Origin of the sequence: Corynebacterium tardum (genome assembly GCF_046717785.1) — a bacterium.
Classification (GTDB): domain Bacteria; phylum Actinomycetota; class Actinomycetes; order Mycobacteriales; family Mycobacteriaceae; genus Corynebacterium.
Map to the genome: position 1 here is coordinate 607656 of NZ_CP177104.1, position 20676 is coordinate 628331.

A 20676-nucleotide genomic window follows, 5' to 3' on the forward strand; every position below is an offset into this window, starting at 1 on the left:
GGCATGCAGTTTCCGGTTCTGGTGTTGGGGGCGCGCGTGGTGGACGGCGAGCCCGGCTCCCTCCTGCGCAGCCGGCTCGACCGAGCACTCGTCGCCGCGCGCCTCATGCCGGATCAGCCGGTCATCGTGTCCGGCTTCGGCGAGGCCGAGCCCATGGCCCGCTATCTCATCTCCCGCGGCTTGGATCCCGCCCGAATCATCGTCGAGCCCCTCGCTACCAGCACGAACGAGAACCTCGAGCGCGCCCACGCGCTCTGCCCGGACTACCGCTACTTCCGCGTCGTGACGAATGATTTTCACGCCCTGCGCACCCGCCTGTGGGCGTGGCACCTGGGCATTCGCGTGCGCGTGCACGGCGTGCCCACCCCCGCGGCTGACCGCGGCTGGAACTACGTGCGCGAAGTGGGCGCTACGCCGCACTCCGTGGCGCGCATCGCCTGGCGGCGCGCGGTGGCCCGACTGCGGTGATGTTGCCCGGACGGCCTTAGAGCCAGACCGGAAGACTAACCGATAATCACCAGCAGAATCGCGATGAGCCAGATGACAAACCAGTGGCGCTTTTGTGGCTCGGTGGGGTTGGTCTTTTGCTGGATGGACTTGATGAAGTACCAGGCGCCCGGCAGGCCGAAGCCGAGCCCGAAGAGGATGTCTCCACTGTCGAAGGATCCGAGGGCTCCCATCACCGAGATGAAACTAAAGAACCCTTTGACAAAGGAAAAGCGGTGAATCGTGCCCTCCTGCGGCGCGGCGGGCTGTGCCGTCAGCTGCGGGTCCGCCTGGGGCGCGGTGAGGTAGTTCGGGGCCGGCTCGACGGCGCCGGACTTGAAGGGGGAGCGCTCGTGCGACTCGGGCGACTCGGACTTGAAGTTCGGCGTCGGCCAGGCTCCGCGAAGGGATTCGCCCCGCGGCCGCGGTAGGAATCGGCCGGCTCCTCGAATGGATTTGAGTCAAAGGGATTGGTCATAGGCTATACCGTAGGACACCCGCGGCCAGAACCCGAATTAGAGCTTGGATAAAGCCTTCGAGATTCCCTCCATCAGCGTGGCGCGGGATTGCTTCATCGGGTGCGCAATGGCCCGCAGCCCCATGTATGCGATCTGGTCGGCGGCGCGGTTGAGCGGGTCGCCCGCATGTCCCAGCACGCGGCGGATGGTTACGTCGCACACGCCATCGATGTCATTCCAGGCCTGCTGAAAGCGTGAGCGCGAGCCGGAGGATAGCCCCCGCCAGATCCCGCGGGAGCGCACCGCCTTCGAGCCCTTCGTGCGGATCTGCTGCACGGCCTCTAAGGCCGCCACGGAGTCGGATTCGATAATCGCCTTCTCGGCGCCTACCTTGAGCAGGTATTTTAAGGCCAGGGTGAGGGACTCGAGCTCTAGCTCGTCGGTGCTCGCGGTGGTTTCGCGGGTGCGCAGGCGGTAGTCGCCGTTGCCCGCCACGAAGCACATCGAGCCCTTAAAGACCGTGTCCGAGGAGGCATCCGTGGCAATCCGGACCGTGGCTTCCTCCGGCCATGAGGACGCCGTGGCGAAGTTTGGCCACCAGTGCGCCTTAGGCGTGTCCACCTTGACCGCTTGCTTCTTGCGGGGAGCCTCGCCTTCCTTCTTGGCGCGGCGCGCGGTCAGCCCGGCCTGCTTGCGGCGCACGGAGCTAGCGCTTTTCGACGCCCTATTCTCCTCCGCAAAGCTGCCCGTCACCGTGTAGCCGCGCTTTTCCAGCGCTGCCCGCAGACCCGCCTGGCGGCGGCCGGTAACAATCCATTTGCGGCCGCGCAGCCCCTTGGTGGCCTTCTCAAACTCGCGCACCGCCACCTCGACGATATCGCCCTTCTTGATCTGGCCCTTGCGCACGAAGCGGGTCTTCTTGGTGTTGACGGCGATCACCCAGCCGTCGACAGTCCCGCCCTCCGCTGAGTCCCAACGCTCGTCCCACAGGGCGATCGCCACGTGCACCGGCGCCGAGACCATGTCCGCGGTGATCTTGCGCGTGCCGTACGTGCGGGACTGGGTGCCGGTGAGGGCAGAGAGCTCGAGTGGTTCCATCCCTACTAGTAAACCATCAGCAGTGGCCGTGGACCCAGAGTGGGCCATATCTTTGGGAGGATTAGTGAAAGGCTGTAACGCTGACCGGAAAGCTGCCACATACTCAGCGAGCCCATCAGAATTCTGGAGATGATTAGTGTCTGTCCTAACCCTGCCTGGCGCGCGCAAGCGGGAGTTTTCCCGCCTGTTCCGCCAGCACTACCCGGCGGTCCTGGCCTTTCTGCGCCGCCGCGTGCCCCCAAGTCATGCCGAGGAGCTGGCTGCCGACGTCTTCGAGCGCGCCTGGACCCGCTTCGATTCCCTCGAGGGAACGCCGCTGCCGTGGCTCTACGGCATTGCCCGCAACGTGATGCGCGAGTTCTACCGCTCCCGCCGGGAGACCGAGAACCTCGACGACCATGAGCTCGAGTCCTACGCGGGCTACGACGCCATCGACCTAAGCCTCGACATCTCCGAGGCCTTCCTCCGCCTGTCCTACCCCGATCAGGAAATCCTCTCCCTCCACGCCTGGGAGGGGCTCGACCACCCGGAGATCGCCGAGGTCCTCGGCATTTCCCGCAGCAACGTCCGCGTCCGCCTCCACCGCGCCCGTACCCACTTGTCCGAACTCACAGGAGACTTCGATGCCTAACTCTCTTGACCAGCTTCGCGCCGCCAATCCAGTCCCCGACGCCACGCTTTCCGACGTCTCCCGGGACCACTCCGAGCGCACCCTCGCCCGCATCACCCGGCCCCGCTCCACGTGGACCGTCGCCGCGGCCGCGCTCCTCGCTCTCGCGCTGGTGGGCGGGGTAGTGCCCCTGCTCAACCACTCTGAGCCGGTGGCCTCCGCCGCGGAAATCCTGACCCAGGCGGGAGAGTCCGCTGCAGCACGCCCCGACGCCGCGGACAAGGGGGTCACCGCCAAGGAGTACATGAAGCGCGTGGACACACTCGGCGACGCCACTGCGGTTACCGAATACTCCGTGGACGCCGGCGGCGCCGTGCAAGTGACCTCCCAGGGTGAGGTTCCCGGCTTCGACCCCCAGCCTTCGGTCAACCCGGAGGACCTTGTCATCGCCACCGACCGCGCTGGACTGGACAGGCTGGCGGATAGCTTTCCCAACCGCGCGCTTGGCGCGCTGGAGCTTCTGCTCCAACCGGGGCTAAGCAGCGAACAGCACAAGATTGCCTACGACATGCTGGCAGAGGCCGAGGGCAACGAGGTCGGCACCGTCGACGGCGAGGGCGAGGACCAGCTGGTCACCGTGCTGCGCGACGCTGACCACGTCAGCTTCTCCGTGCTGCCCGCCACCGGTCAGCTCGTGCGCGTGGTCGGACTCGTGGGCCCGGGGGTGGAGACGACCATCGACGCCACCGCCATCCTGGACTGCGTCTCCGTTACCGGCCTGGAAGGCCCCGACCGCATCTCGCTGGCCTGCGGCGACAACAACTATCTGGTCAACCAGCTCGAGTGGTCCAACTGGGGCGCGGACGCCGCCGAAGCGGAGGGGCAGGCAATTGAGAACAACTGCGACCCCAACTGCGCGGAGGGGGAGTTTAGTGAGGAGAAGGTCAAGGTAGTCGTCGATAAGCGCATGGCGTGCGGCTACAATACCGAGGTCTACTCTCGCGTGCGCGTGCAGTACCCGGACGGCCGCGAAGAGGAGCAGCCGATAGGCTGTGCGCCCTAGGTGAGCTGGCGCAGGGCGAACTGGCCGTACATGTCTCCCAACTCCTCGGCGGTGTAATCGCCGTCCGGGGAGAACCATTGCGCGACGCCGATGCCCATATCAATGAGCGCCCAGCAGGCAATCTTCAAGTTCTCCGCGTGGAAGTTGCCCGCATTGACCACGGACATCCAGCGCGCCACGTAATCGCGGCGCAGCTGGAGTACCACCGACTTGTGGGGTTCTTCCAGGTTGGTGAGCTCGTTGTTGACCACGCGCACGCGCCGGGCAAAGGTGGCGTGGTAGACCACGTGAGCCTTCATGGTGGCCACGAGCTTCTCGCGGGGATCCTTGAGTCCCGCCAGGCCGGCGGCGTTGGCGCGGAGGAGGTCCTCCATGGCGGTGATGGTGACTTCCGCCAGGAGCTCCTGCTTGGAGGAATAGTGGTTGTAGAGGCTGGAGGCGCGCATGCCGACGGCTTTGGCGATGTCCTCCATGCCCGTGGCGTGGTAGCCGCGCTGATCGAAGAGGTCGAGCGCGGCGGCGGCGATTTGGTCGCGACGTTTCTGGTTGGCCACGGCGGGGTCCCTCCTGTGCTAGCTAATGGTCATTAGCATACCGTGCAGCTGCTTGACAGGTGTGGAGAGGTGGGTCACAATTGTGGCTAATAGTCATTCGTATTACCTGGAGAGCCAACCATGTCCCACAATCTTTTCGCGCCCACCACCGACTTCCTCGGCGTCTTCGACGGCCTCTCTTCAGCCGACGCCGCGGGTTGGGAGCGCGCCGCACAGTTCCGCCAGCATTCCGACCCGGTGATCAACCAGCACTGGCAGGCTTCCGAGTACCCCCTGGACTTGGTCTCGCGCTTGGGTTCTTTGGATGTGATGACGGACGGGCTCGACGTTCCAGGCCACAAGAAGATGTCCACCCTCGAGGCAGGTTTGACGCTCATGGAGGTCACGCGCGCCGATGCCTCGATGGGGACGGTTATCGCAGTTCAAGCAGGACTGGCCATGCGCTCGATTGCGATGCTGGGATCGGAGGAGCAGAAGTCTGAGTACTTGCCGCAGATGGCCTCGTGCTCTCTACTCGGTGCTTTCGGCCTTACTGAACCGGACCACGGCTCGGACTCCATTGCCTTGGAGACCACCGCGGTTCGCGATGGTGACGAATGGGTTCTCAACGGCGAAAAGAAGTGGATTGGCAACGGCGCTTCCGGCGGCATCACCATCATCTATGCCCGTATGGAAGACGGTAACGTCAGCGGCTTCATCGTCCCGCAGGAAAGCCCCGGCTACTCCGCTACCGTGATTGAAGGCAAGCTCTCCCTGCGTGCCATCCACCAGGCGCACATTACGTTGACCGACTGCCGCATCCCCGCCGCCAACCAGCTGCCGGGCTGCCGTAGCTTCAAGGATGTCTCCCGCGTCCTGACCTCCACCCGCATCGGTGTGTCCTGGATGGCGCTCGGCTCCGCGGTGGCCTGCTACGAGATTGCTCGCTCCTACGTGCTTGAGCGCGTGCAATTCGGCCGCGAGCTGGCCAAGGCCCAGATCATCCAGCAGCGCCTGGCCAACATGGTCCTCGACTTGAGCCAAATGATGCTCACTTGCCGCGAGGTCTCTCAGCGCGAAGATGCTGGCACCCTGGCTCCGGAGCAGGCCTCGGCGGCCAAGCTCCACAACACGCGTGCTGCCCGTCGCATCGCCGCCGACGCCCGCGACATGCTCGGTGGTGTCGGCATTTTGCTGGAGAACGACATTGCGCGCCACTTCGCGGACATCGAGGCCATGCACACCTACGAGGGAACAGATACCGTGCAGTCCCTCATCATGGGCAAGAAGATTACGGGCTTCTCGGCCTACAAGTAGCCCAGTGTGCGCGGGGTGGAAAGGCTCGCTTGGTGGCCCCTCTAGTTTGGTTCTCTTACTTTGGTCCCTTTTCGGGGTTAAGGGACCAAACTAAAGAGACCACCGAAAAGGGACCTTATAGCCTGCGGGACCGAATTCCTAGACCACTCCAACCCCAAGTAGGGCTCTACGCAGTCGCACCAGCTGGCCTTGAATTTGAGGTCAACGACACTGTGGTGACGGTCGTTGATCTTCCCTCCAACCAAATTGCGAAGCGTGCAGCCGCCGAAAGTGATGATGAACCAATCAAGGCTGCTTTTGGTCTGTCCCTAATCGACCGTGTGGACATTGTAGGACAGCCCGAAGGTACGCGATACATGGTCTTTCCTACGGTCTTGGGAAGGGCAATGCAGTCACCAATCCCTGAAACTGCAGGTTGGAATGAAGCACAATTCAAGGGGGGTGCGGATACCGGAAGCCTCCACAACCAGTCTGTGTGTCACCCGCTATCTCAAGTCGCCCGAGTTAAGCCTAGTTGGAACTTGGAGGATTGGCGCCCTGATGTTGGACATCCTAGAACAATAGCCGAATGAGGTTACCCTCGTTTAGTGGACACCCTATTTGTACGGATCTTGTGTCCGTAAGAGAGGATGTTCATTGTGAGTCAACAGCGCAAGAAGTACACGCCGGAGTACCGGCGTGAAGCCGCGAACCTGGTAATCGAGTCAGAGCGACCGATCGCTCATGTGGCTAAGGAAATCGGTGTTTCCGCCGGGCTTTTGGGCCGGTGGGTCAAACTCGAACGTGAACGCCGAGGATCCTCCGATGGGATGAGCGAGGCTGACCTCCGAGCTGAGAATGCTCGTCTGCGCCGGGAGCTGGCAGAAGCCAAGATGGATAACGAGTTTTTGTCAAAAGCGACAGCCTTCTTCGCCGCGAAGCAACGCGAGCAGAAAAGTTCGAACTAATGCAGCAGGAGAAGGCGAACTACAGCATCAAGCGCATGGCACGACTATTAAAAGTATCTCGGTCTGGATACTACAAATGGGCCCATGCGCAGCAGAAACGACTATCCGGCGAAGATGATCGGGCAGCATTTTACGATGATGTTGACCGAAAGATTCATCAGATTTGGAAAGACTCCGATGAGGTTTATGGTGCTCCGCGGATCACCGCAGAGCTTGCCGAGCGCTACCAGATCACCTTGAATCGCAAGACTGTGGCTAAACGGATGCGCATGATGGGCATTGAAGGGATTTCACCGCGTGCCTTTGTCCCGGTGACAACGATTCAAGCCAAGCGTAAGTCAACTCTTCCTGACCTGGTCAAGCGCATGTTTGATACTGGTCAGCTCAACCGAGTGTGGATGTCAGATATTACCTACCTGCGCACCGGTGAGGGCTGGTTGTACTTGTGCGCGGTCCGCGATGGTCATTCCCGCAGGGTACTGGGCTGGGCTATGGATAGCGTTCAAGACACACACCTGGTTGAACGGGCCCTGCGGATGGCGCATACGCTACGCGGTGATGTTCCTGATGGGCTGGTGTTTCACGCTGACCGCGGAACGCAATTTACCAGTGAGAAGCTCTGGGAGGTCTGCCGCAACCTGGGCATTGCCCAGTCTGTGGGGCGTACTGGTGTGTGCTTCGATAACGCGATGGCTGAGTCGTTCTGGTCGACGCTAAAGACTGAATTCTATGACCGGCAGCGCTGGGCGACCCGTGATGCTGCACGCAAGGCCGTTGCCTACTGGATTGAAGTCGTCTACAACCGCCGACGCCGGCACTCTGCACTCGGGATGGTCAGCCCCGTCGACTTCGAAAACCACATTGGTCTAACCACCAGTAGAAAAGAAATAGCTGCCTAACCACTAGGTAGCTCCACTACGTGTCCACGATTTGCGGGCAACCCCACGAACGATGTAATCTGGGTGGGGGAGACGACTAACCACACAAACCCGCGCTAAAACAGCAAACATGTATTGAGGAGGATGGCATTGATGCGTAAACAGAAAAGCGCAGCCTCCTGGTGGAGCGTTACGGTCGTTGTAGTGCTGTTCATCGCAACGCTTGTAATCAATTATCTAGCAGGACTAAGTGCTGATGAATCATACTTTGGAGCACATTGGTGGCATCGTCTGGCGTGGGTTACGCCACTGTTGTTCTTGGCTTCTTTGATTTGGGCTTGGTTCGAGCGCAGGAAGGTGCATCGGTATCCGCATTGACCCATATTTAGTAGCGTCGGGCGTGAATGAGAAGGAAGCTTTTGCGCTTGGGTGAAAGATGCTTGTGCTCTAGTGGGGAGTGTCGATCCTGCTTTAGCCAATTGGATGACCGGGACTAGCACTGTTAGTGCTCGCCTGGGTATTGGTTCTGAAATGGCAAGCACCCCACACGAAACGTGTGGGGTGCTTGGTGCGTGTGGTTGGGTTTTAGCCGAGGTCTGGGTATTGCTTGATGATGACGTTGCGTGCGTTGGCGAGTCCTTCGCGACGCATTTGGGCGATGCGTTCAGCTTTGGTGCCTTGGCGTGAGGTGGTCTTGATTCGTAGCACACTGTTGTTTGACTTTTTACTGGTTGGGGTTTTGGTCGCCATTGTTGTCACCTCCTGGGGTTTCTTTATTTGATTCTACATCGTTTGCTTCTGAGGCTTCGGTGGTTAGTTCAAGGATTGCTTGGGATAGGTCTTTATCTTGAGTGTCGCGGAAGCTGCTTTCGAGGATTACGGGGAGCAGTTTGGAGCCGATGTATACGTCGGTTTCGTTGTCGGATGCGATTTTGTCGAGTGTCCATTCGATGCGTTTCCACCATGTGTTGCGTCGTTCGAATTGGTTTTGGGTGTAGACCTTGTAGAGGGCGATGGATGTACCGAATGCGACCAGAATGATTGAGAGTGTTTGGAGAAAGATTGCTGCGGTCATGTTCTGTCCCGTCTGTGATTGCGTTTAGCTTATGGCGATGAATTTACGGTGCCCACCAACATAAGGTAGGCAGCGTTTGTCTTAGTGTTCGCCTGGCTACTCGCGGATGGGGTTGCCCGCAAATCGTGGACACGTAGTGGAGCTACCTAGTGGTTAGGCAGCTATTTCTTTTCTACTGGTGGTTAGACCAATGTGGTTTTCGAAGTCGACGGGGCTGACCATCCCGAGTGCAGAGTGCCGGCGTCGGCGGTTGTAGACGACTTCAATCCAGTAGGCAACGGCCTTGCGTGCAGCATCACGGGTCGCCCAGCGCTGCCGGTCATAGAATTCAGTCTTTAGCGTCGACCAGAACGACTCAGCCATCGCGTTATCGAAGCACACACCAGTACGCCCCACAGACTGGGCAATGCCCAGGTTGCGGCAGACCTCCCAGAGCTTCTCACTGGTAAATTGCGTTCCGCGGTCAGCGTGAAACACCAGCCCATCAGGAACATCACCGCGTAGCGTATGCGCCATCCGCAGGGCCCGTTCAACCAGGTGTGTGTCTTGAACGCTATCCATAGCCCAGCCCAGTACCCTGCGGGAATGACCATCGCGGACCGCGCACAAGTACAACCAGCCCTCACCGGTGCGCAGGTAGGTAATATCTGACATCCACACTCGGTTGAGCTGACCAGTATCAAACATGCGCTTGACCAGGTCAGGAAGAGTTGACTTACGCTTGGCTTGAATCGTTGTCACCGGGACAAAGGCACGCGGTGAAATCCCTTCAATGCCCATCATGCGCATCCGTTTAGCCACAGTCTTGCGATTCAAGGTGATCTGGTAGCGCTCGGCAAGCTCTGCGGTGATCCGCGGAGCACCATAAACCTCATCGGAGTCTTTCCAAATCTGATGAATCTTTCGGTCAACATCATCGTAAAATGCTGCCCGATCATCTTCGCCGGATAGTCGTTTCTGCTGCGCATGGGCCCATTTGTAGTATCCAGACCGAGATACTTTTAATAGTCGTGCCATGCGCTTGATGCTGTAGTTCGCCTTCTCCTGCTGCATTAGTTCGAACTTTTCTGCTCGCGTTGCTTCGCGGCGAAGAAGGCTGTCGCTTTTGACAAAAACTCGTTATCCATCTTGGCTTCTGCCAGCTCCCGGCGCAGACGAGCATTCTCAGCTCGGAGGTCAGCCTCGCTCATCCCATCGGAGGATCCTCGGCGTTCACGTTCGAGTTTGACCCACCGGCCCAAAAGCCCGGCGGAAACACCGATTTCCTTAGCCACATGAGCGATCGGTCGCTCTGACTCGATTACCAGGTTCGCGGCTTCACGCCGGTACTCCGGCGTGTACTTCTTGCGCTGTTGACTCACAATGAACATCCTCTCTTACGGACACAAGATCCGTACAAATAGGGTGTCCACTAAACGAGGGTAACCTCACGGAGATTGATCCGGTTGGTTTTCTTTGAGCGCTTGGAAGATTGTTTCTTCGATCTGGTTGAGTGCGACGTCTTCTTCACTACCGTTGATTGGGCCACACTGTTTCTGGCATGTCTTCGTCCCCGTTGGGAATGCAGTTCTCAGCGGTGCAGCCAGCGGCTTCAAGAATTCTGTCTGCAATCTCCATGTTGAAAAAGTCGGCAATCTCGGCAATCTCGGTTTCGGTCGCTTCCCGCGTCCACACAATCGCGTTCATGATCGTCCCCTTTGGGGGCTCTTCCGGTTTCAGAGTGCGTAGTGAGGTGAAGTTGGACAGAGCGTGTCAAGTTGTTTGTGTGTGGGGGTTAGGTTTATAGGTATTTGTCGAAGCGGTCGGGGTAGGCCACGGCCATTTGGTTGATGGCTTGTTTCCAGCCGGAAACTCGGGCTCCTTCCATGAGTCTGCCGGCTGTCGCTGAGACTCGTTTGCCTTGCTTTGCTCTCTTTGCAGCTCGTTTGTCTTCGATATTGAAGTGCCCCGGGTTTTGTTCCTAGGCGTTTGCCTTGATTTCTATTATTTCCTGTGGCGGGTTCTGCTTCCAAAATTCGGTTTCGACCTCGACCGGGGTTCGGTAGTCCAAGCTTTGGTGGAGCCTAGTCGAGCGTGTCAAGTTGTTTGTGTGTGGGGGTTAGGTTTATAGGTATTTGTCGAAGCGGTCGGGGTAGGCCACGGCCATTTGGTTGATGGCTTGTTTCCAGCCGGAAACTCGGGCTCCTTCCATGAGTCTGCCGGCTGTCGCTGAGACTCGTTTGCCTTGCTTTGCTCTCTTTGCAGCTCGTTTGTCTTCGATATTGCAGATCATCAGCCATAGTGTCTTGAGCGCTGATTCATCGTTGGTGAACTGCACCCTGTTGCGGGTAGCTTTACGCAGTTCATTGTTGAATGATTCAATCGAGTTCGTCGTATAGATAACCTTTCTGGCCGCTGGTGGGAACTGCAGAAACGGTACGAAACGCGCCCAAGCATCTCGCCAGACCTTGACTGAGCGTGGATACTTTTCTCCCAATTCAGAGGCTTCAAAGTCGTCTAAGGCAGCCTTAGCTGTGGGTTCATCCGCTGCGGTGTAAATCTTTTTCAACGCGGCCGATACGCCGCGGCGATCCCCGTAGGCTACCCACCGGTTAGCGGCACGAATCAGGTGCACGATACAGGTTTGCACCATAGAGTTCGGCCACGTTGCCTCGACTGCTTCAGGCAGGCCTTTAAGCCCGTCACAGCAGACGATAAAGACGTCTTTGACCCCACGGTTAGAAAGATTGGCGCATACCTGCGCCCAAAATGAAGCTCCTTCTTCTTTGGCAATCCACAATCCCAAAATGTGCTTGATGCCGTCGAGATCCACGCCGATAGCCATGTACGCGGATTTATTGACCACTCGGCCACCATCGCGGACTTTAATGCGCAGCGCATCGAGAAAAACCACGGGGTAGAACTCATCTAGCTGGCGGTTTTGCCAGATCATGACCTCATCGAGGACGGCATCGGTGACTGCGGAAATCGTCTCATGGGAAATATCAACCCGCATCGCCGTTGCCATATGGTGCTGGATGTCCCTAATTGTCATCCCCCCGGCATACAAGCTGACAATCATGTCATCGACATCAGTCAAGCGCCTAGAACCTTTAGGGACCATAGTCGGCAAGAATGTGCCAGCCCGATCCCTCGGGACATCAACGGTTAATGGCCCGTAGTTAGAATCCACGGTCTTTGGATACGACCCGTTGCGGTAATTGTCTGTCCCAGCAGCAGCTTTAGCGCTCCTGTCGCCAGACTCGTAGCCCAGGTGGGCATCCATTTCCGCGTTGAGTCCCCGGGTAATCGAGGCCTGCAACATGCCGCGAACCAGGTCATTGGCATCCGTTGTAGACGTGCCTAGGTCATCAATCAGCTTCGCGATTTCAGGGTTAGCAAGCAGTTTCTTTTCAATCGCATCAATCTTGGCCTTATCAGCCGGATCTCGTCGTGCCACAGTAGTCATTCTGGTCCATCTCCTCATGCAGGTTGGGAACCCACACACAAACCATCAGACACTCTCGCCTAGTCTCGTTCCACCATGACACCCACTCGAACGTCGCGATTTCTACCTCGACAACATCATCCCACCTGCGAGCATGGATCAGCTCGTTCTTGTAGGAACCATTAACATTTTCTGCCAGAGCATTGTCATAAGAATCCCCGACCGTTCCGGTGGAAGCGGCAATCCCGTGCTGGGCAAGTCGCTGGTTGTAGACAACGCTGACATACTGTGAGCCGTGATCTGAATGGTGAATGAGACCTGTTGTTTCCTCAGCACACACGATCGCCTGGTTAAGAGCTTGCAGCGGCAGTGCTTCCGTCCGCATCGAGTCTGATAACGCCCACCCAACGATCCGTCGAGAGTAAACGTCGGTGACAAACGCGGCGTACACAAAGCCTTTCTTCGTGCGCACATACGTAATGTCGGCCACCCACAGTTTATTCGGGCCCTGAGCTTTGAACTCACGCTCGACCAAGTCCGGGCGCAGATCAGGCACATTAGCCTTACGGGTTGTGAGAGGTGATCTGCCTTTGCCTTTGCCAGAAACACCGGCCAAGCGCATCAACCGAGCAGTTTGTTCACGACCGATATCAATTCCGTCACGGCGGAGAGCATGCCACATTTTCCGCACGCCGTAGACGCCGTAATTATCCCGATGAACAGCACTAATGCGGTCGACCAGCACAGCATCACGAAGGCGACGAGCACTTAACCCACGGGCCTTGGACTGGCGATACCCACGCGAGGTGATGAACCCACCAGCCCGGTTATCCTTCAACGTCTTACAGATGAACTCGACAGAGAAACGATTCCGGTATTCATCGATGAATCGGATCATTTCCGACGTTTTGGGTCGAGTTCCGACGCGAAAAAAGCTGAGGCAGCCTTCAGCAGCTCGTTAGTGTCGCGTAGCTCTTGATTTTCACGACGTAGCCTCGCGTTCTCGGCAGCCAAATCTTCAGGCACAGGTTCTGGAATGTTTCCCGCACGGCGGGCCTGCTGAGTCCATTGACGGGCCGTGTGCCATGAAACCCCCAGCTTTGGAGCTACTGCCTGGCACGCGGCTTGCATCGACATATTTTCCGCCAAGATGCGGTCTTCCACAAGACGGACCACACGGTCCTTCGCATCCTGGTCAAATTTCCTTGGCACGTTCCAAATTTTCCCATCTACTCAAACGGAACAAAACCTGGGACACTTCATATTGCAGATCATCAGCCATAGTGTCTTGAGCGCTGATTCATCGTTGGTGAACTGCACCCTGTTGCGGGTAGCTTTACGCAGTTCATTGTTGAATGATTCAATCGAGTTCGTCGTATAGATAACCTTTCTGGCCGCTGGTGGGAACTGCAGAAACGGTACGAAACGCGCCCAAGCATCTCGCCAGACCTTGACTGAGCGTGGATACTTTTCTCCCAATTCAGAGGCTTCAAAGTCGTCTAAGGCAGCCTTAGCTGTGGGTTCATCCGCTGCGGTGTAAATCTTTTTCAACGCGGCCGATACGCCGCGGCGATCCCCGTAGGCTACCCACCGGTTAGCGGCACGAATCAGGTGCACGATACAGGTTTGCACCATAGAGTTCGGCCAGGTTGCCTCGACTGCTTCAGGCAGGCCTTTAAGCCCGTCACAGCAGACGATAAAGACGTCTTTGACCCCACGGTTAGAAAGATTGGCGCATACCTGCGCCCAAAATGAAGCTCCTTCTTCTTTGGCAATCCACAATCCCAAAATGTGCTTGATGCCGTCGAGATCCACGCCGATAGCCATGTACGCGGATTTATTGACCACTCGGCCACCATCGCGGACTTTAATGCGCAGCGCATCGAGAAAAACCACGGGGTAGAACTCATCTAGCTGGCGGTTTTGCCAGATCATGACCTCATCGAGGACGGCATCGGTGACTGCGGAAATCGTCTCATGGGAAATATCAACCCGCATCGCCGTTGCCATATGGTGCTGGATGTCCCTAATTGTCATCCCCCCGGCATACAAGCTGACAATCATGTCATCGACATCAGTCAAGCGCCTAGAACCTTTAGGGACCATAGTCGGCAAGAATGTGCCAGCCCGATCCCTCGGGACATCAACGGTTAATGGCCCGTAGTTAGAATCCACGGTCTTTGGATACGACCCGTTGCGGTAATTGTCTGTCCCAGCAGCAGCTTTAGCGCTCCTGTCGCCAGACTCGTAGCCCAGGTGGGCATCCATTTCCGCGTTGAGTCCCCGGGTAATCGAGGCCTGCAACATGCCGCGAACCAGGTCATTGGCATCCGTTGTAGACGTGCCTAGGTCATCAATCAGCTTCGCGATTTCAGGGTTAGCAAGCAGTTTCTTTTCAATCGCATCAATCTTGGCCTTATCAGCCGGATCTCGTCGTGCCACAGTAGTCATTCTGGTCCATCTCCTCATGCAGGTTGGGAACCCACACACAAACCATCAGACACTCTCGCCTAGTCTCGTTCCACCATGACACCCACTCGAACGTCGCGATTTCTACCTCGACAACATCATCCCACCTGCGAGCATGGATCAGCTCGTTCTTGTAGGAACCATTAACATTTTCTGCCAGAGCATTGTCATAAGAATCCCCGACCGTTCCGGTGGAAGCGGCAATCCCGTGCTGGGCAAGTCGCTGGTTGTAGACAACGCTGACATACTGTGAGCCGTGATCTGAATGGTGAATGAGACCTGTTGTTTCCTCAGCACACACGATCGCCTGGTTAAGAGCTTGCAGCGGCAGTGCTTCCGTCCGCATCGAGTCTGATAACGCCCACCCAACGATCCGTCGAGAGTAAACGTCGGTGACAAACGCGGCGTACACAAAGCCTTTCTTCGTGCGCACATACGTAATGTCGGCCACCCACAGTTTATTCGGGCCCTGAGCTTTGAACTCACGCTCGACCAAGTCCGGGCGCAGATCAGGCACATTAGCCTTACGGGTTGTGAGAGGTGATCTGCCTTTGCCTTTGCCAGAAACACCGGCCAAGCGCATCAACCGAGCAGTTTGTTCACGACCGATATCAATTCCGTCACGGCGGAGAGCATGCCACATTTTCCGCACGCCGTAGACGCCGTAATTATCCCGATGAACAGCACTAATGCGGTCGACCAGCACAGCATCACGAAGGCGACGAGCACTTAACCCACGGGCCTTGGACTGGCGATACCCACGCGAGGTGATGAACCCACCAGCCCGGTTATCCTTCAACGTCTTACAGATGAACTCGACAGAGAAACGATTCCGGTATTCATCGATGAATCGGATCATTTCCGACGTTTTGGGTCGAGTTCCGACGCGAAAAAAGCTGAGGCAGCCTTCAGCAGCTCGTTAGTGTCGCGTAGCTCTTGATTTTCACGACGTAGCCTCGCGTTCTCGGCAGCCAAATCTTCAGGCACAGGTTCTGGAATGTTTCCCGCACGGCGGGCCTGCTGAGTCCATTGACGGGCCGTGTGCCATGAAACCCCCAGCTTTGGAGCTACTGCCTGGCACGCGGCTTGCATCGACATATTTTCCGCCAAGATGCGGTCTTCCACAAGACGGACCACACGGTCCTTCGCATCCTGGTCAAATTTCCTTGGCACGTTCCAAATTTTCCCATCTACTCAAACGGAACAAAACCTGGGACACTTCATATTGCAGATCATCAGCCATAGTGTCTTGAGCGCTGATTCATCGTTGGTGAACTGCACCCTGTTGCGGGTAGCTTTACGCAGTTCATTGTTGAATGATTCAATCGAGTTCGTCGTATAGATAACCTTTCTGGCCGCTGGTGGGAACTGCAGAAACGGTACGAAACGCGCCCAAGCATCTCGCCAGACCTTGACTGAGCGTGGATACTTTTCTCCCAATTCAGAGGCTTCAAAGTCGTCTAAGGCAGCCTTAGCTGTGGGTTCATCCGCTGCGGTGTAAATCTTTTTCAACGCGGCCGATACGCCGCGGCGATCCCCGTAGGCTACCCACCGGTTAGCGGCACGAATCAGGTGCACGATACAGGTTTGCACCATAGAGTTCGGCCAGGTTGCCTCGACTGCTTCAGGCAGGCCTTTAAGCCCGTCACAGCAGACGATAAAGACGTCTTTGACCCCACGGTTAGAAAGATTGGCGCATACCTGCGCCCAAAATGAAGCTCCTTCTTCTTTGGCAATCCACAATCCCAAAATGTGCTTGATGCCGTCGAGATCCACGCCGATAGCCATGTACGCGGATTTATTGACCACTCGGCCACCATCGCGGACTTTAATGCGCAGCGCATCGAGAAAAACCACGGGGTAGAACTCATCTAGCTGGCGGTTTTGCCAGATCATGACCTCATCGAGGACGGCATCGGTGACTGCGGAAATCGTCTCATGGGAAATATCAACCCGCATCGCCGTTGCCATATGGTGCTGGATGTCCCTAATTGTCATCCCCCCGGCATACAAGCTGACAATCATGTCATCGACATCAGTCAAGCGCCTAGAACCTTTAGGGACCATAGTCGGCAAGAATGTGCCAGCCCGATCCCTCGGGACATCAACGGTTAATGGCCCGTAGTTAGAATCCACGGTCTTTGGATACGACCCGTTGCGGTAATTGTCTGTCCCAGCAGCAGCTTTAGCGCTCCTGTCGCCAGACTCGTAGCCCAGGTGGGCATCCATTTCCGCGTTGAGTCCCCGGGTAATCGAGGCCTGCAACATGCCGCGAACCAGGTCATTGGCATCCGTTGTAGACGTGCCTAGGTCATCAATCAGCTTCGCGATTTCAGGGTTAGCAAGCAGTTTCTTTTCAATCGCATCAATCTTGGCCTTATCAGCCGGATCTCGTCGTGCCACAGTAGTCATTCTGGTCCATCTCCTCATGCAGGTTGGGAACCCACACACAAACCATCAGACACTCTCGTTGGACACGACGAGTTCAGTGGGTCACGGGCCTGACCCCCGGATGTTCAGAAGACTGAAATAGTAGCGGTGTGGTGAGTATCTGGTAGCGCCTTCAATCACCCCGGGGGGAACTGGGACATTCACAACTCCATTGGCAATAAGGGATAAGGGACCATCTCCACACCAAAACCACATACAAATGGTCCCTTTGCTGAATAGAGGGACCAGTGTAAAGGGAGCATTTGCGATGAGGGTGGCGCAGGCTAGTTGTTCAGCGGCTTGCGGGTCGCGGCCATGTGCTTGGCGCGCTCCACGTTGGCTGGCAGCATGACGAGGGGTACGTCGTACTCGACTTCGCGGTCGCAGAACTCGGTGAAGGTCAGCGAGCCGGAGCCGGTGTACATCTCCGCGAGTTTGGCCACGATGACGTGGTCGTTCTCGGTGGTGCCCTCGATTGGCCAGTCACGGTCGAGGGCAGGGTCGCCGGAGTACATGTCGATCTGGTTGTCGGCAGGTGGGGTGTACGAGCCTGCCAGGTTGCCGGCCTCCTCCAAAGCACGGGCGAGGACGTGGTCGTAGGACATGAGCACGACGTCGTCGGAGGAGAGGAAACCGGCCTTCTGGGCCTCAAAAGCCGAGGAGAAGTTGCGTGCGGAGGCGATGAAGTCGAAGGCCTTCTGGTGGTAGTCTTCAACGCCGGCTGCTTTGAGGCGCTCCAGTGAGGAGATGGTGCCGGTCCAGCCGGGGTAGAGGCCCACGGTGCGCTCGGGGAAGCCGAGGCGGGTATCGGCGTGAGCAACAACGCGGTCGCAGGCCAGTGCGGTTTCGAAGCCGCCACCCAAGGCCACTCCGCGCACAGCCGCCACGACCGGCACCGGGGCGAACTTGAGGGCGCGCAGGGTGGTGGAGCCGTCCGAAAGGAGGGATTCCACGAGCGACGCGTCGCCGGACTCACCCGCGGAAGCGATGGATCCAAGGTCGGCGCCCGCGCAAAAGACCGGCTTATCGTTGCCGATGACCAGTGCGACGAGGTTTTCCGAGGTCACCGCGCCCAGAGCAGCGCGGATGACTTCGAGGGCAGGAGTCGGCAGGGAGTTCATCGGGGTGTGTAGGTCGATGATGCCGATGCGCCCGGCCGGCGTGGAGACCGCATGGACAGCACCCGCGTCCAGGGAAACGATGGTCTCCGCATCCAGCGAAGCCAAGGTCACAACGCCCTCACGCGGTGCGAGCTCCTGGCGTTCTCCGGTAGAGGAGAGCACGGACCCCTTGCCGTAGAAACCGCCAGCCTGGGCAGCGGCGGAGACCAAGCCAGGAACGTTGGAGCCGTAGGCGGAGGCGACCCAGTCGATCCCGATGGCGTCGGCAAGCGCGAAGATGCCCTTCTTCCAGCCGAAGCCCAAGGTCAGGCCTTCGTCGATGAGACCAACGTGGTCCGCGATGGACGGGGCGACCTCGCAGCAGTATGCCAGGGTGTCGAGGAAGACCGCACGGGCGAAGCGGCCGCCCGGCGAATCGGTCTCCATGACCTCGCGCAGATCCTTGAGGCCCACGACCGGGTCAGTCGGCTGCGTGCGCGGAACGTACTCATAAGAGGAATTGATGACCTCGTCACGGCCGCGGTAGAAGCCACCGTCACCGGTACGGCCCGTGAGGCCACGCTCTACTAGGCCTTCGATGAAGGAGTCGTCCCCGAGGGGAACCTCCAGAAGCGGGTCACCCGCAGGCAGGGCTGTCTCCAAAGACGTCCAAATCGGCTTCACCAGCTGCAGACCGATGTAGTCGAGCAGTCCGAAAATACCGGTGCGGGGGATGCCGAAGGCGCGGCCGAAGGATGCGTCGGCAAGCTCGTAGCTCACATCGAACTCGCGGGCACGGGCCACACCGGCGGCCATCCAGTAGCAGCCCACGCGGTTAGCAATGAAGCCCGGGGTGTCGCGGCACTCGAGCGCAATCTTGCCCAGGGTCTGTTCGATGGTCGTGCGCAGCGTGTCTTCCGTCGAGCCGGAGGCGATGAGCTCCACCAGGCGCATCACCTTCGGCGGGTTGAAGAAGTGCGTGATGGCGAACTTGTCGCGGCGGGCCTCCGGAACGCCCTCGAGGAGGGATTCAAGCGGCAGGGTAGAGGTATTCGAGCTCAACAGAGCCTCCGTCGGCAAATAGGGCTCGATGGCGTCGTACAGCGCGTGCTTGGCGCCCAGGTCCTCGAAGATGGCCTCGATGACCCACTCGCGGTCCTCCAACAGCGCGTAGTCATCGCTGGCGCGCACGCGCTCGGCAAACTCCGGCAGGTGGAAGCCCTTGCGCTTGAGCTGGATGTCGACGCCGCGCTGGGCGCCCTCCGCGTTCTGGTCCAGCAGGACCACGTCCATGCCCGCGGATGCGCAGAGCGCCGCGATGCCAGACCCCATAGAACCTGCGCCGATGACGGCTACCTTGGTGATGCTCATTTACTTTTCTCCATTCTCAATAATCATGGCGATTCCCTGACCGCCGCCGATACACATGGTGACCAGGCCATAGCGCTTATTCTGGTGGCGCAGCGCGTAAGCCAGCTTGGTCAGCAGGATGACGCCCGTGGCACCCACCGGGTGGCCGTGCGCGACGGCGCCGCCGTAGACGTTGGTCTTGGCCGGGTCGAAGCCCAGCTCATCCTGCACGGCAATGGCCTGGGCGGCAAAGGCCTCGTTGGACTCGATGAGGTCGATGTCCTCCAGCTTCAAGCCGGCCTTGTCCAGGGCCTTTGGGACGGCGGCGATGGGGCCGATGCCCATGCGCGTCGGATCCACACCCGCGATGGACCAGGACACAATCTTGGCCAGCGGGTTGAGGCCACGCTTGGTCACTTCCTCCGCGGTGGCCAGCACGGCGGCCGCGGCGCCATCGTTGATGCCGGAGGCGTTGCCAGCGGTGACGGTTCCGTCCTTAACGAAGACTGGCTTGAGCTTCGCCAGCTTCTCGACGTTCGTCTCCCGCACCCCCTCATCAAAATCCAGCTCGCCCACCGGGACGATTTCCTCAGCATGCACGCCTTCCGCGCGGGCCTGGGCGGCACGCTCCTGAGACTCGGCGGAGAATTCGTCCTGGCGCTCGCGGGAGATGTCGTTGTCCGCGGCGACGTTCTCCGCGGTGACACCCATGTGGCCAGTGCCGAAGGGGCAGGAAAGTGCACCGGTGAGCCAGTCATAGAGCTTGCCGTCACCCATGCGCTTGCCAAAGCGCGCGCCTTCGACGGAATAGGGCGCGTTGCTCATGGATTCCGCGCCGACGGCCAGGGCCAGGGAGCCGTCGCCGGACTGCAGCAGCTGGGCCGCGCTGATGACGGCCTGGACACCGGAGCCGCACAGCCGGTTGACACCCATGGCGGTGGAGGAATCCGGCATGCCCACATTCTTAGCGATAGCGCGGGAGAGGTACAGGTCCTTCGGCACCACGGGCATGACGTTGGAAGCCACGGCGGTATCAAGGTCCGCGCCGCTCAGGCCCGAACGGTCAATAGCCGCTTCGGCGGCGAGGGAGCCGAGCTCGGTGAGGGAGAGGCGGGCGAGGCTGCCGCCGAATTTGCCGATGGGCAGGCGCGCAGCGCCCGCGATGTAGATGTCCTGGGGCACGATTTCCTCCATGTGTGAAACGAATGGTGATTAGTTAACTGTGTATCCTAGGGCACTTTTTGCCCGCGCGCCACCCCCGTCTATTTACAGATTGTTCAACAACCTTTATGCTTTCACCAATAATTAATGCGACCTGCGTCACGAAAGGTTCCCAAAAGTGAGTTCCGAGTCAAACGCCGTGCCCGCTCAGGGCGGCGCGGGCCCTGCCACCACCAACCAGACCAGCCCCGAAACCCAGGCAACCCCTGAAGCC

Annotated in this window: 20 protein-coding genes and 3 pseudogenes; 6 read left to right on the forward strand and 17 right to left on the reverse strand. The window is 58.6% G+C overall.

Features of this window, described 5'->3' with window-relative positions; genetic code table 11:
- The first annotated feature begins 3 nt into the window (after nucleotides 1-3).
- Nucleotides 4-468, forward strand: coding sequence for a YdcF family protein (locus tag ACLI1P_RS02985; protein ID WP_411709379.1), 465 nt, complete (start codon nucleotides 4-6; stop codon nucleotides 466-468).
- Between the two features lie 35 nt (nucleotides 469-503).
- Here ACLI1P_RS02985 and ACLI1P_RS02990 read toward each other — a convergent pair whose 3' ends face one another.
- Together ACLI1P_RS02990 and ACLI1P_RS02995 are read right to left on the reverse strand one after the other, a co-directional pair.
- Nucleotides 504-683 (reverse strand): hypothetical protein, encoded by a 180-nt coding sequence (locus ACLI1P_RS02990; RefSeq protein WP_411709380.1) that lies wholly within the window; start codon nucleotides 681-683, stop codon nucleotides 504-506.
- 318 nt (nucleotides 684-1001) lie between these two features.
- Nucleotides 1002-2042 carry a ribonuclease HI gene (locus ACLI1P_RS02995; protein WP_296133564.1) on the reverse strand — a complete coding sequence of 347 codons (1041 nt, stop codon included), beginning with the start codon at nucleotides 2040-2042 and terminating at the stop codon, nucleotides 1002-1004.
- A gap of 136 nt (nucleotides 2043-2178) precedes the next feature.
- On the opposite strand from ACLI1P_RS02995, the gene ACLI1P_RS03000 reads away from it, so the two are divergent.
- Complete coding sequence (locus ACLI1P_RS03000) at nucleotides 2179-2673, forward strand: RNA polymerase sigma factor (protein ID WP_296133560.1); 495 nt, start codon at nucleotides 2179-2181, stop codon at nucleotides 2671-2673.
- Nucleotides 2666-3715 (forward strand): hypothetical protein, encoded by a 1050-nt coding sequence (locus ACLI1P_RS03005; protein WP_296133558.1) that lies wholly within the window; start codon nucleotides 2666-2668, stop codon nucleotides 3713-3715. The genes ACLI1P_RS03000 and ACLI1P_RS03005 overlap by 8 nt, the downstream gene beginning before the upstream one ends.
- On the opposite strand, the gene ACLI1P_RS03010 is transcribed toward ACLI1P_RS03005, so the two are convergent.
- Complete coding sequence (locus ACLI1P_RS03010) at nucleotides 3712-4269, reverse strand: TetR/AcrR family transcriptional regulator (protein ID WP_296133555.1); 558 nt, start codon at nucleotides 4267-4269, stop codon at nucleotides 3712-3714. The genes ACLI1P_RS03005 and ACLI1P_RS03010 overlap by 4 nt on opposite strands.
- A gap of 120 nt (nucleotides 4270-4389) precedes the next feature.
- Between ACLI1P_RS03010 and ACLI1P_RS03015 the strand changes: the two genes are divergently transcribed.
- The 3 genes from ACLI1P_RS03015 to ACLI1P_RS03025 all read left to right on the forward strand — a co-directional run bounded on the left by ACLI1P_RS03015 (nucleotide 4390) and on the right by ACLI1P_RS03025 (nucleotide 7411).
- Nucleotides 4390-5565 (forward strand): acyl-CoA dehydrogenase family protein, encoded by a 1176-nt coding sequence (locus tag ACLI1P_RS03015; RefSeq protein ID WP_408931924.1) that lies wholly within the window; start codon nucleotides 4390-4392, stop codon nucleotides 5563-5565.
- Nucleotides 5566-5885: 320 nt separating this feature from the next.
- Nucleotides 5886-6137: a DUF2599 domain-containing protein gene (locus ACLI1P_RS03020; protein WP_411709684.1), complete on the forward strand. Its 252-nt coding sequence runs from the start codon at nucleotides 5886-5888 to the stop codon at nucleotides 6135-6137.
- Nucleotides 6138-6194: 57 nt separating this feature from the next.
- Nucleotides 6195-7411, forward strand: a protein-coding gene (locus tag ACLI1P_RS03025) for an IS3 family transposase (protein WP_115021451.1) whose coding sequence is annotated in 2 segments (ribosomal slippage) — nucleotides 6195-6456 and nucleotides 6456-7411 — 1218 coding nt in all. Because the reading frame shifts where the segments join, the coding sequence is not laid out codon by codon here.
- A gap of 564 nt (nucleotides 7412-7975) precedes the next feature.
- Here the strand turns inward: ACLI1P_RS03025 and ACLI1P_RS03030 are convergent.
- The 14 genes and pseudogenes from ACLI1P_RS03030 to ACLI1P_RS03095 all read right to left on the reverse strand — a co-directional run bounded on the left by ACLI1P_RS03030 (nucleotide 7976) and on the right by ACLI1P_RS03095 (nucleotide 20423).
- Nucleotides 7976-8140: a hypothetical protein gene (locus ACLI1P_RS03030; protein ID WP_411709381.1), complete on the reverse strand. Its 165-nt coding sequence runs from the start codon at nucleotides 8138-8140 to the stop codon at nucleotides 7976-7978.
- On the reverse strand, nucleotides 8115-8465 hold the full coding sequence (locus tag ACLI1P_RS03035; RefSeq protein WP_411709382.1) for a hypothetical protein: 351 nt from the start codon (nucleotides 8463-8465) through the stop codon (nucleotides 8115-8117). The genes ACLI1P_RS03030 and ACLI1P_RS03035 overlap by 26 nt, the downstream gene beginning before the upstream one ends.
- A gap of 153 nt (nucleotides 8466-8618) precedes the next feature.
- A protein-coding gene (locus ACLI1P_RS03040) for an IS3 family transposase (protein WP_115021451.1) occupies nucleotides 8619-9835 on the reverse strand; the annotation gives its coding sequence in 2 pieces (ribosomal slippage) (nucleotides 8619-9574 and nucleotides 9574-9835; 1218 coding nt in all).
- A gap of 139 nt (nucleotides 9836-9974) precedes the next feature.
- Complete coding sequence (locus ACLI1P_RS03045) at nucleotides 9975-10151, reverse strand: hypothetical protein (RefSeq protein ID WP_411709383.1); 177 nt, start codon at nucleotides 10149-10151, stop codon at nucleotides 9975-9977.
- A gap of 94 nt (nucleotides 10152-10245) precedes the next feature.
- Nucleotides 10246-10404 (reverse strand): annotated as a pseudogene (locus ACLI1P_RS03050) (IS256 family transposase); the annotation flags it as partial.
- Nucleotides 10405-10569: 165 nt separating this feature from the next.
- Entirely contained in the window at nucleotides 10570-11913 is a 1344-nt protein-coding gene (locus ACLI1P_RS03055) for an IS256 family transposase (RefSeq protein ID WP_411709384.1), read from the reverse strand.
- On the reverse strand, nucleotides 11882-12790 hold the full coding sequence (locus tag ACLI1P_RS03060; RefSeq protein WP_411709385.1) for an IS3 family transposase: 909 nt from the start codon (nucleotides 12788-12790) through the stop codon (nucleotides 11882-11884). The genes ACLI1P_RS03055 and ACLI1P_RS03060 overlap by 32 nt, the downstream gene beginning before the upstream one ends.
- Nucleotides 12787-13174, reverse strand: a pseudogene (locus ACLI1P_RS03065) (transposase). Before ACLI1P_RS03065 ends, ACLI1P_RS03060 begins: the two are co-directional and overlap by 4 nt.
- A complete protein-coding gene (locus tag ACLI1P_RS03070; protein ID WP_411709386.1) occupies nucleotides 13126-14343 on the reverse strand; it encodes an IS256 family transposase in 1218 nt (405 codons plus the stop codon). The pseudogene ACLI1P_RS03065 and the gene ACLI1P_RS03070 overlap by 49 nt, the downstream one beginning before the upstream one ends.
- Nucleotides 14312-15220 carry an IS3 family transposase gene (locus ACLI1P_RS03075; RefSeq protein WP_411709385.1) on the reverse strand — a complete coding sequence of 303 codons (909 nt, stop codon included), beginning with the start codon at nucleotides 15218-15220 and terminating at the stop codon, nucleotides 14312-14314. Before ACLI1P_RS03075 ends, ACLI1P_RS03070 begins: the two co-directional genes overlap by 32 nt.
- Nucleotides 15217-15604 (reverse strand): annotated as a pseudogene (locus tag ACLI1P_RS03080) (transposase). Before ACLI1P_RS03080 ends, ACLI1P_RS03075 begins: the two are co-directional and overlap by 4 nt.
- Nucleotides 15556-16773, reverse strand: a complete 1218-nt coding sequence (locus tag ACLI1P_RS03085) for an IS256 family transposase (protein ID WP_411709386.1) — start codon at nucleotides 16771-16773, stop codon at nucleotides 15556-15558. Before ACLI1P_RS03085 ends, ACLI1P_RS03080 begins: the two are co-directional and overlap by 49 nt.
- Nucleotides 16774-17075: 302 nt before the next feature.
- Nucleotides 17076-19262: a 3-hydroxyacyl-CoA dehydrogenase/enoyl-CoA hydratase family protein gene (locus ACLI1P_RS03090; protein ID WP_411709387.1), complete on the reverse strand. Its 2187-nt coding sequence runs from the start codon at nucleotides 19260-19262 to the stop codon at nucleotides 17076-17078.
- Nucleotides 19263-20423, reverse strand: a complete 1161-nt coding sequence (locus ACLI1P_RS03095; RefSeq protein WP_296133545.1) for an acetyl-CoA C-acyltransferase — start codon at nucleotides 20421-20423, stop codon at nucleotides 19263-19265.
- Nucleotides 20424-20676 lie beyond the last annotated feature (253 nt).

Coding starts and splice junctions, on each gene's coding strand:
- ACLI1P_RS02985 (WP_411709379.1), top strand. CDS start 4: ATGCAGTTTCCGGTTCTGGTGTTGGGGGCGCGCGTGGTGGACGGCGAG.
- ACLI1P_RS02995 (WP_296133564.1), bottom strand. CDS start 2,042: ATGGAACCACTCGAGCTCTCTGCCCTCACCGGCACCCAGTCCCGCACG.
- ACLI1P_RS03005 (WP_296133558.1), top strand. CDS start 2,666: ATGCCTAACTCTCTTGACCAGCTTCGCGCCGCCAATCCAGTCCCCGAC.
- ACLI1P_RS03015 (WP_408931924.1), top strand. CDS start 4,390: ATGTCCCACAATCTTTTCGCGCCCACCACCGACTTCCTCGGCGTCTTC.
- ACLI1P_RS03030 (WP_411709381.1), bottom strand. CDS start 8,140: ATGGCGACCAAAACCCCAACCAGTAAAAAGTCAAACAACAGTGTGCTA.
- ACLI1P_RS03035 (WP_411709382.1), bottom strand. CDS start 8,465: ATGACCGCAGCAATCTTTCTCCAAACACTCTCAATCATTCTGGTCGCA.
- ACLI1P_RS03045 (WP_411709383.1), bottom strand. CDS start 10,151: ATGAACGCGATTGTGTGGACGCGGGAAGCGACCGAAACCGAGATTGCC.
- ACLI1P_RS03055 (WP_411709384.1), bottom strand. CDS start 11,913: ATGACTACTGTGGCACGACGAGATCCGGCTGATAAGGCCAAGATTGAT.
- ACLI1P_RS03060 (WP_411709385.1), bottom strand. CDS start 12,790: ATGATCCGATTCATCGATGAATACCGGAATCGTTTCTCTGTCGAGTTC.
- ACLI1P_RS03070 (WP_411709386.1), bottom strand. CDS start 14,343: ATGACTACTGTGGCACGACGAGATCCGGCTGATAAGGCCAAGATTGAT.
- ACLI1P_RS03075 (WP_411709385.1), bottom strand. CDS start 15,220: ATGATCCGATTCATCGATGAATACCGGAATCGTTTCTCTGTCGAGTTC.
- ACLI1P_RS03085 (WP_411709386.1), bottom strand. CDS start 16,773: ATGACTACTGTGGCACGACGAGATCCGGCTGATAAGGCCAAGATTGAT.
- ACLI1P_RS03090 (WP_411709387.1), bottom strand. CDS start 19,262: ATGAGCATCACCAAGGTAGCCGTCATCGGCGCAGGTTCTATGGGGTCT.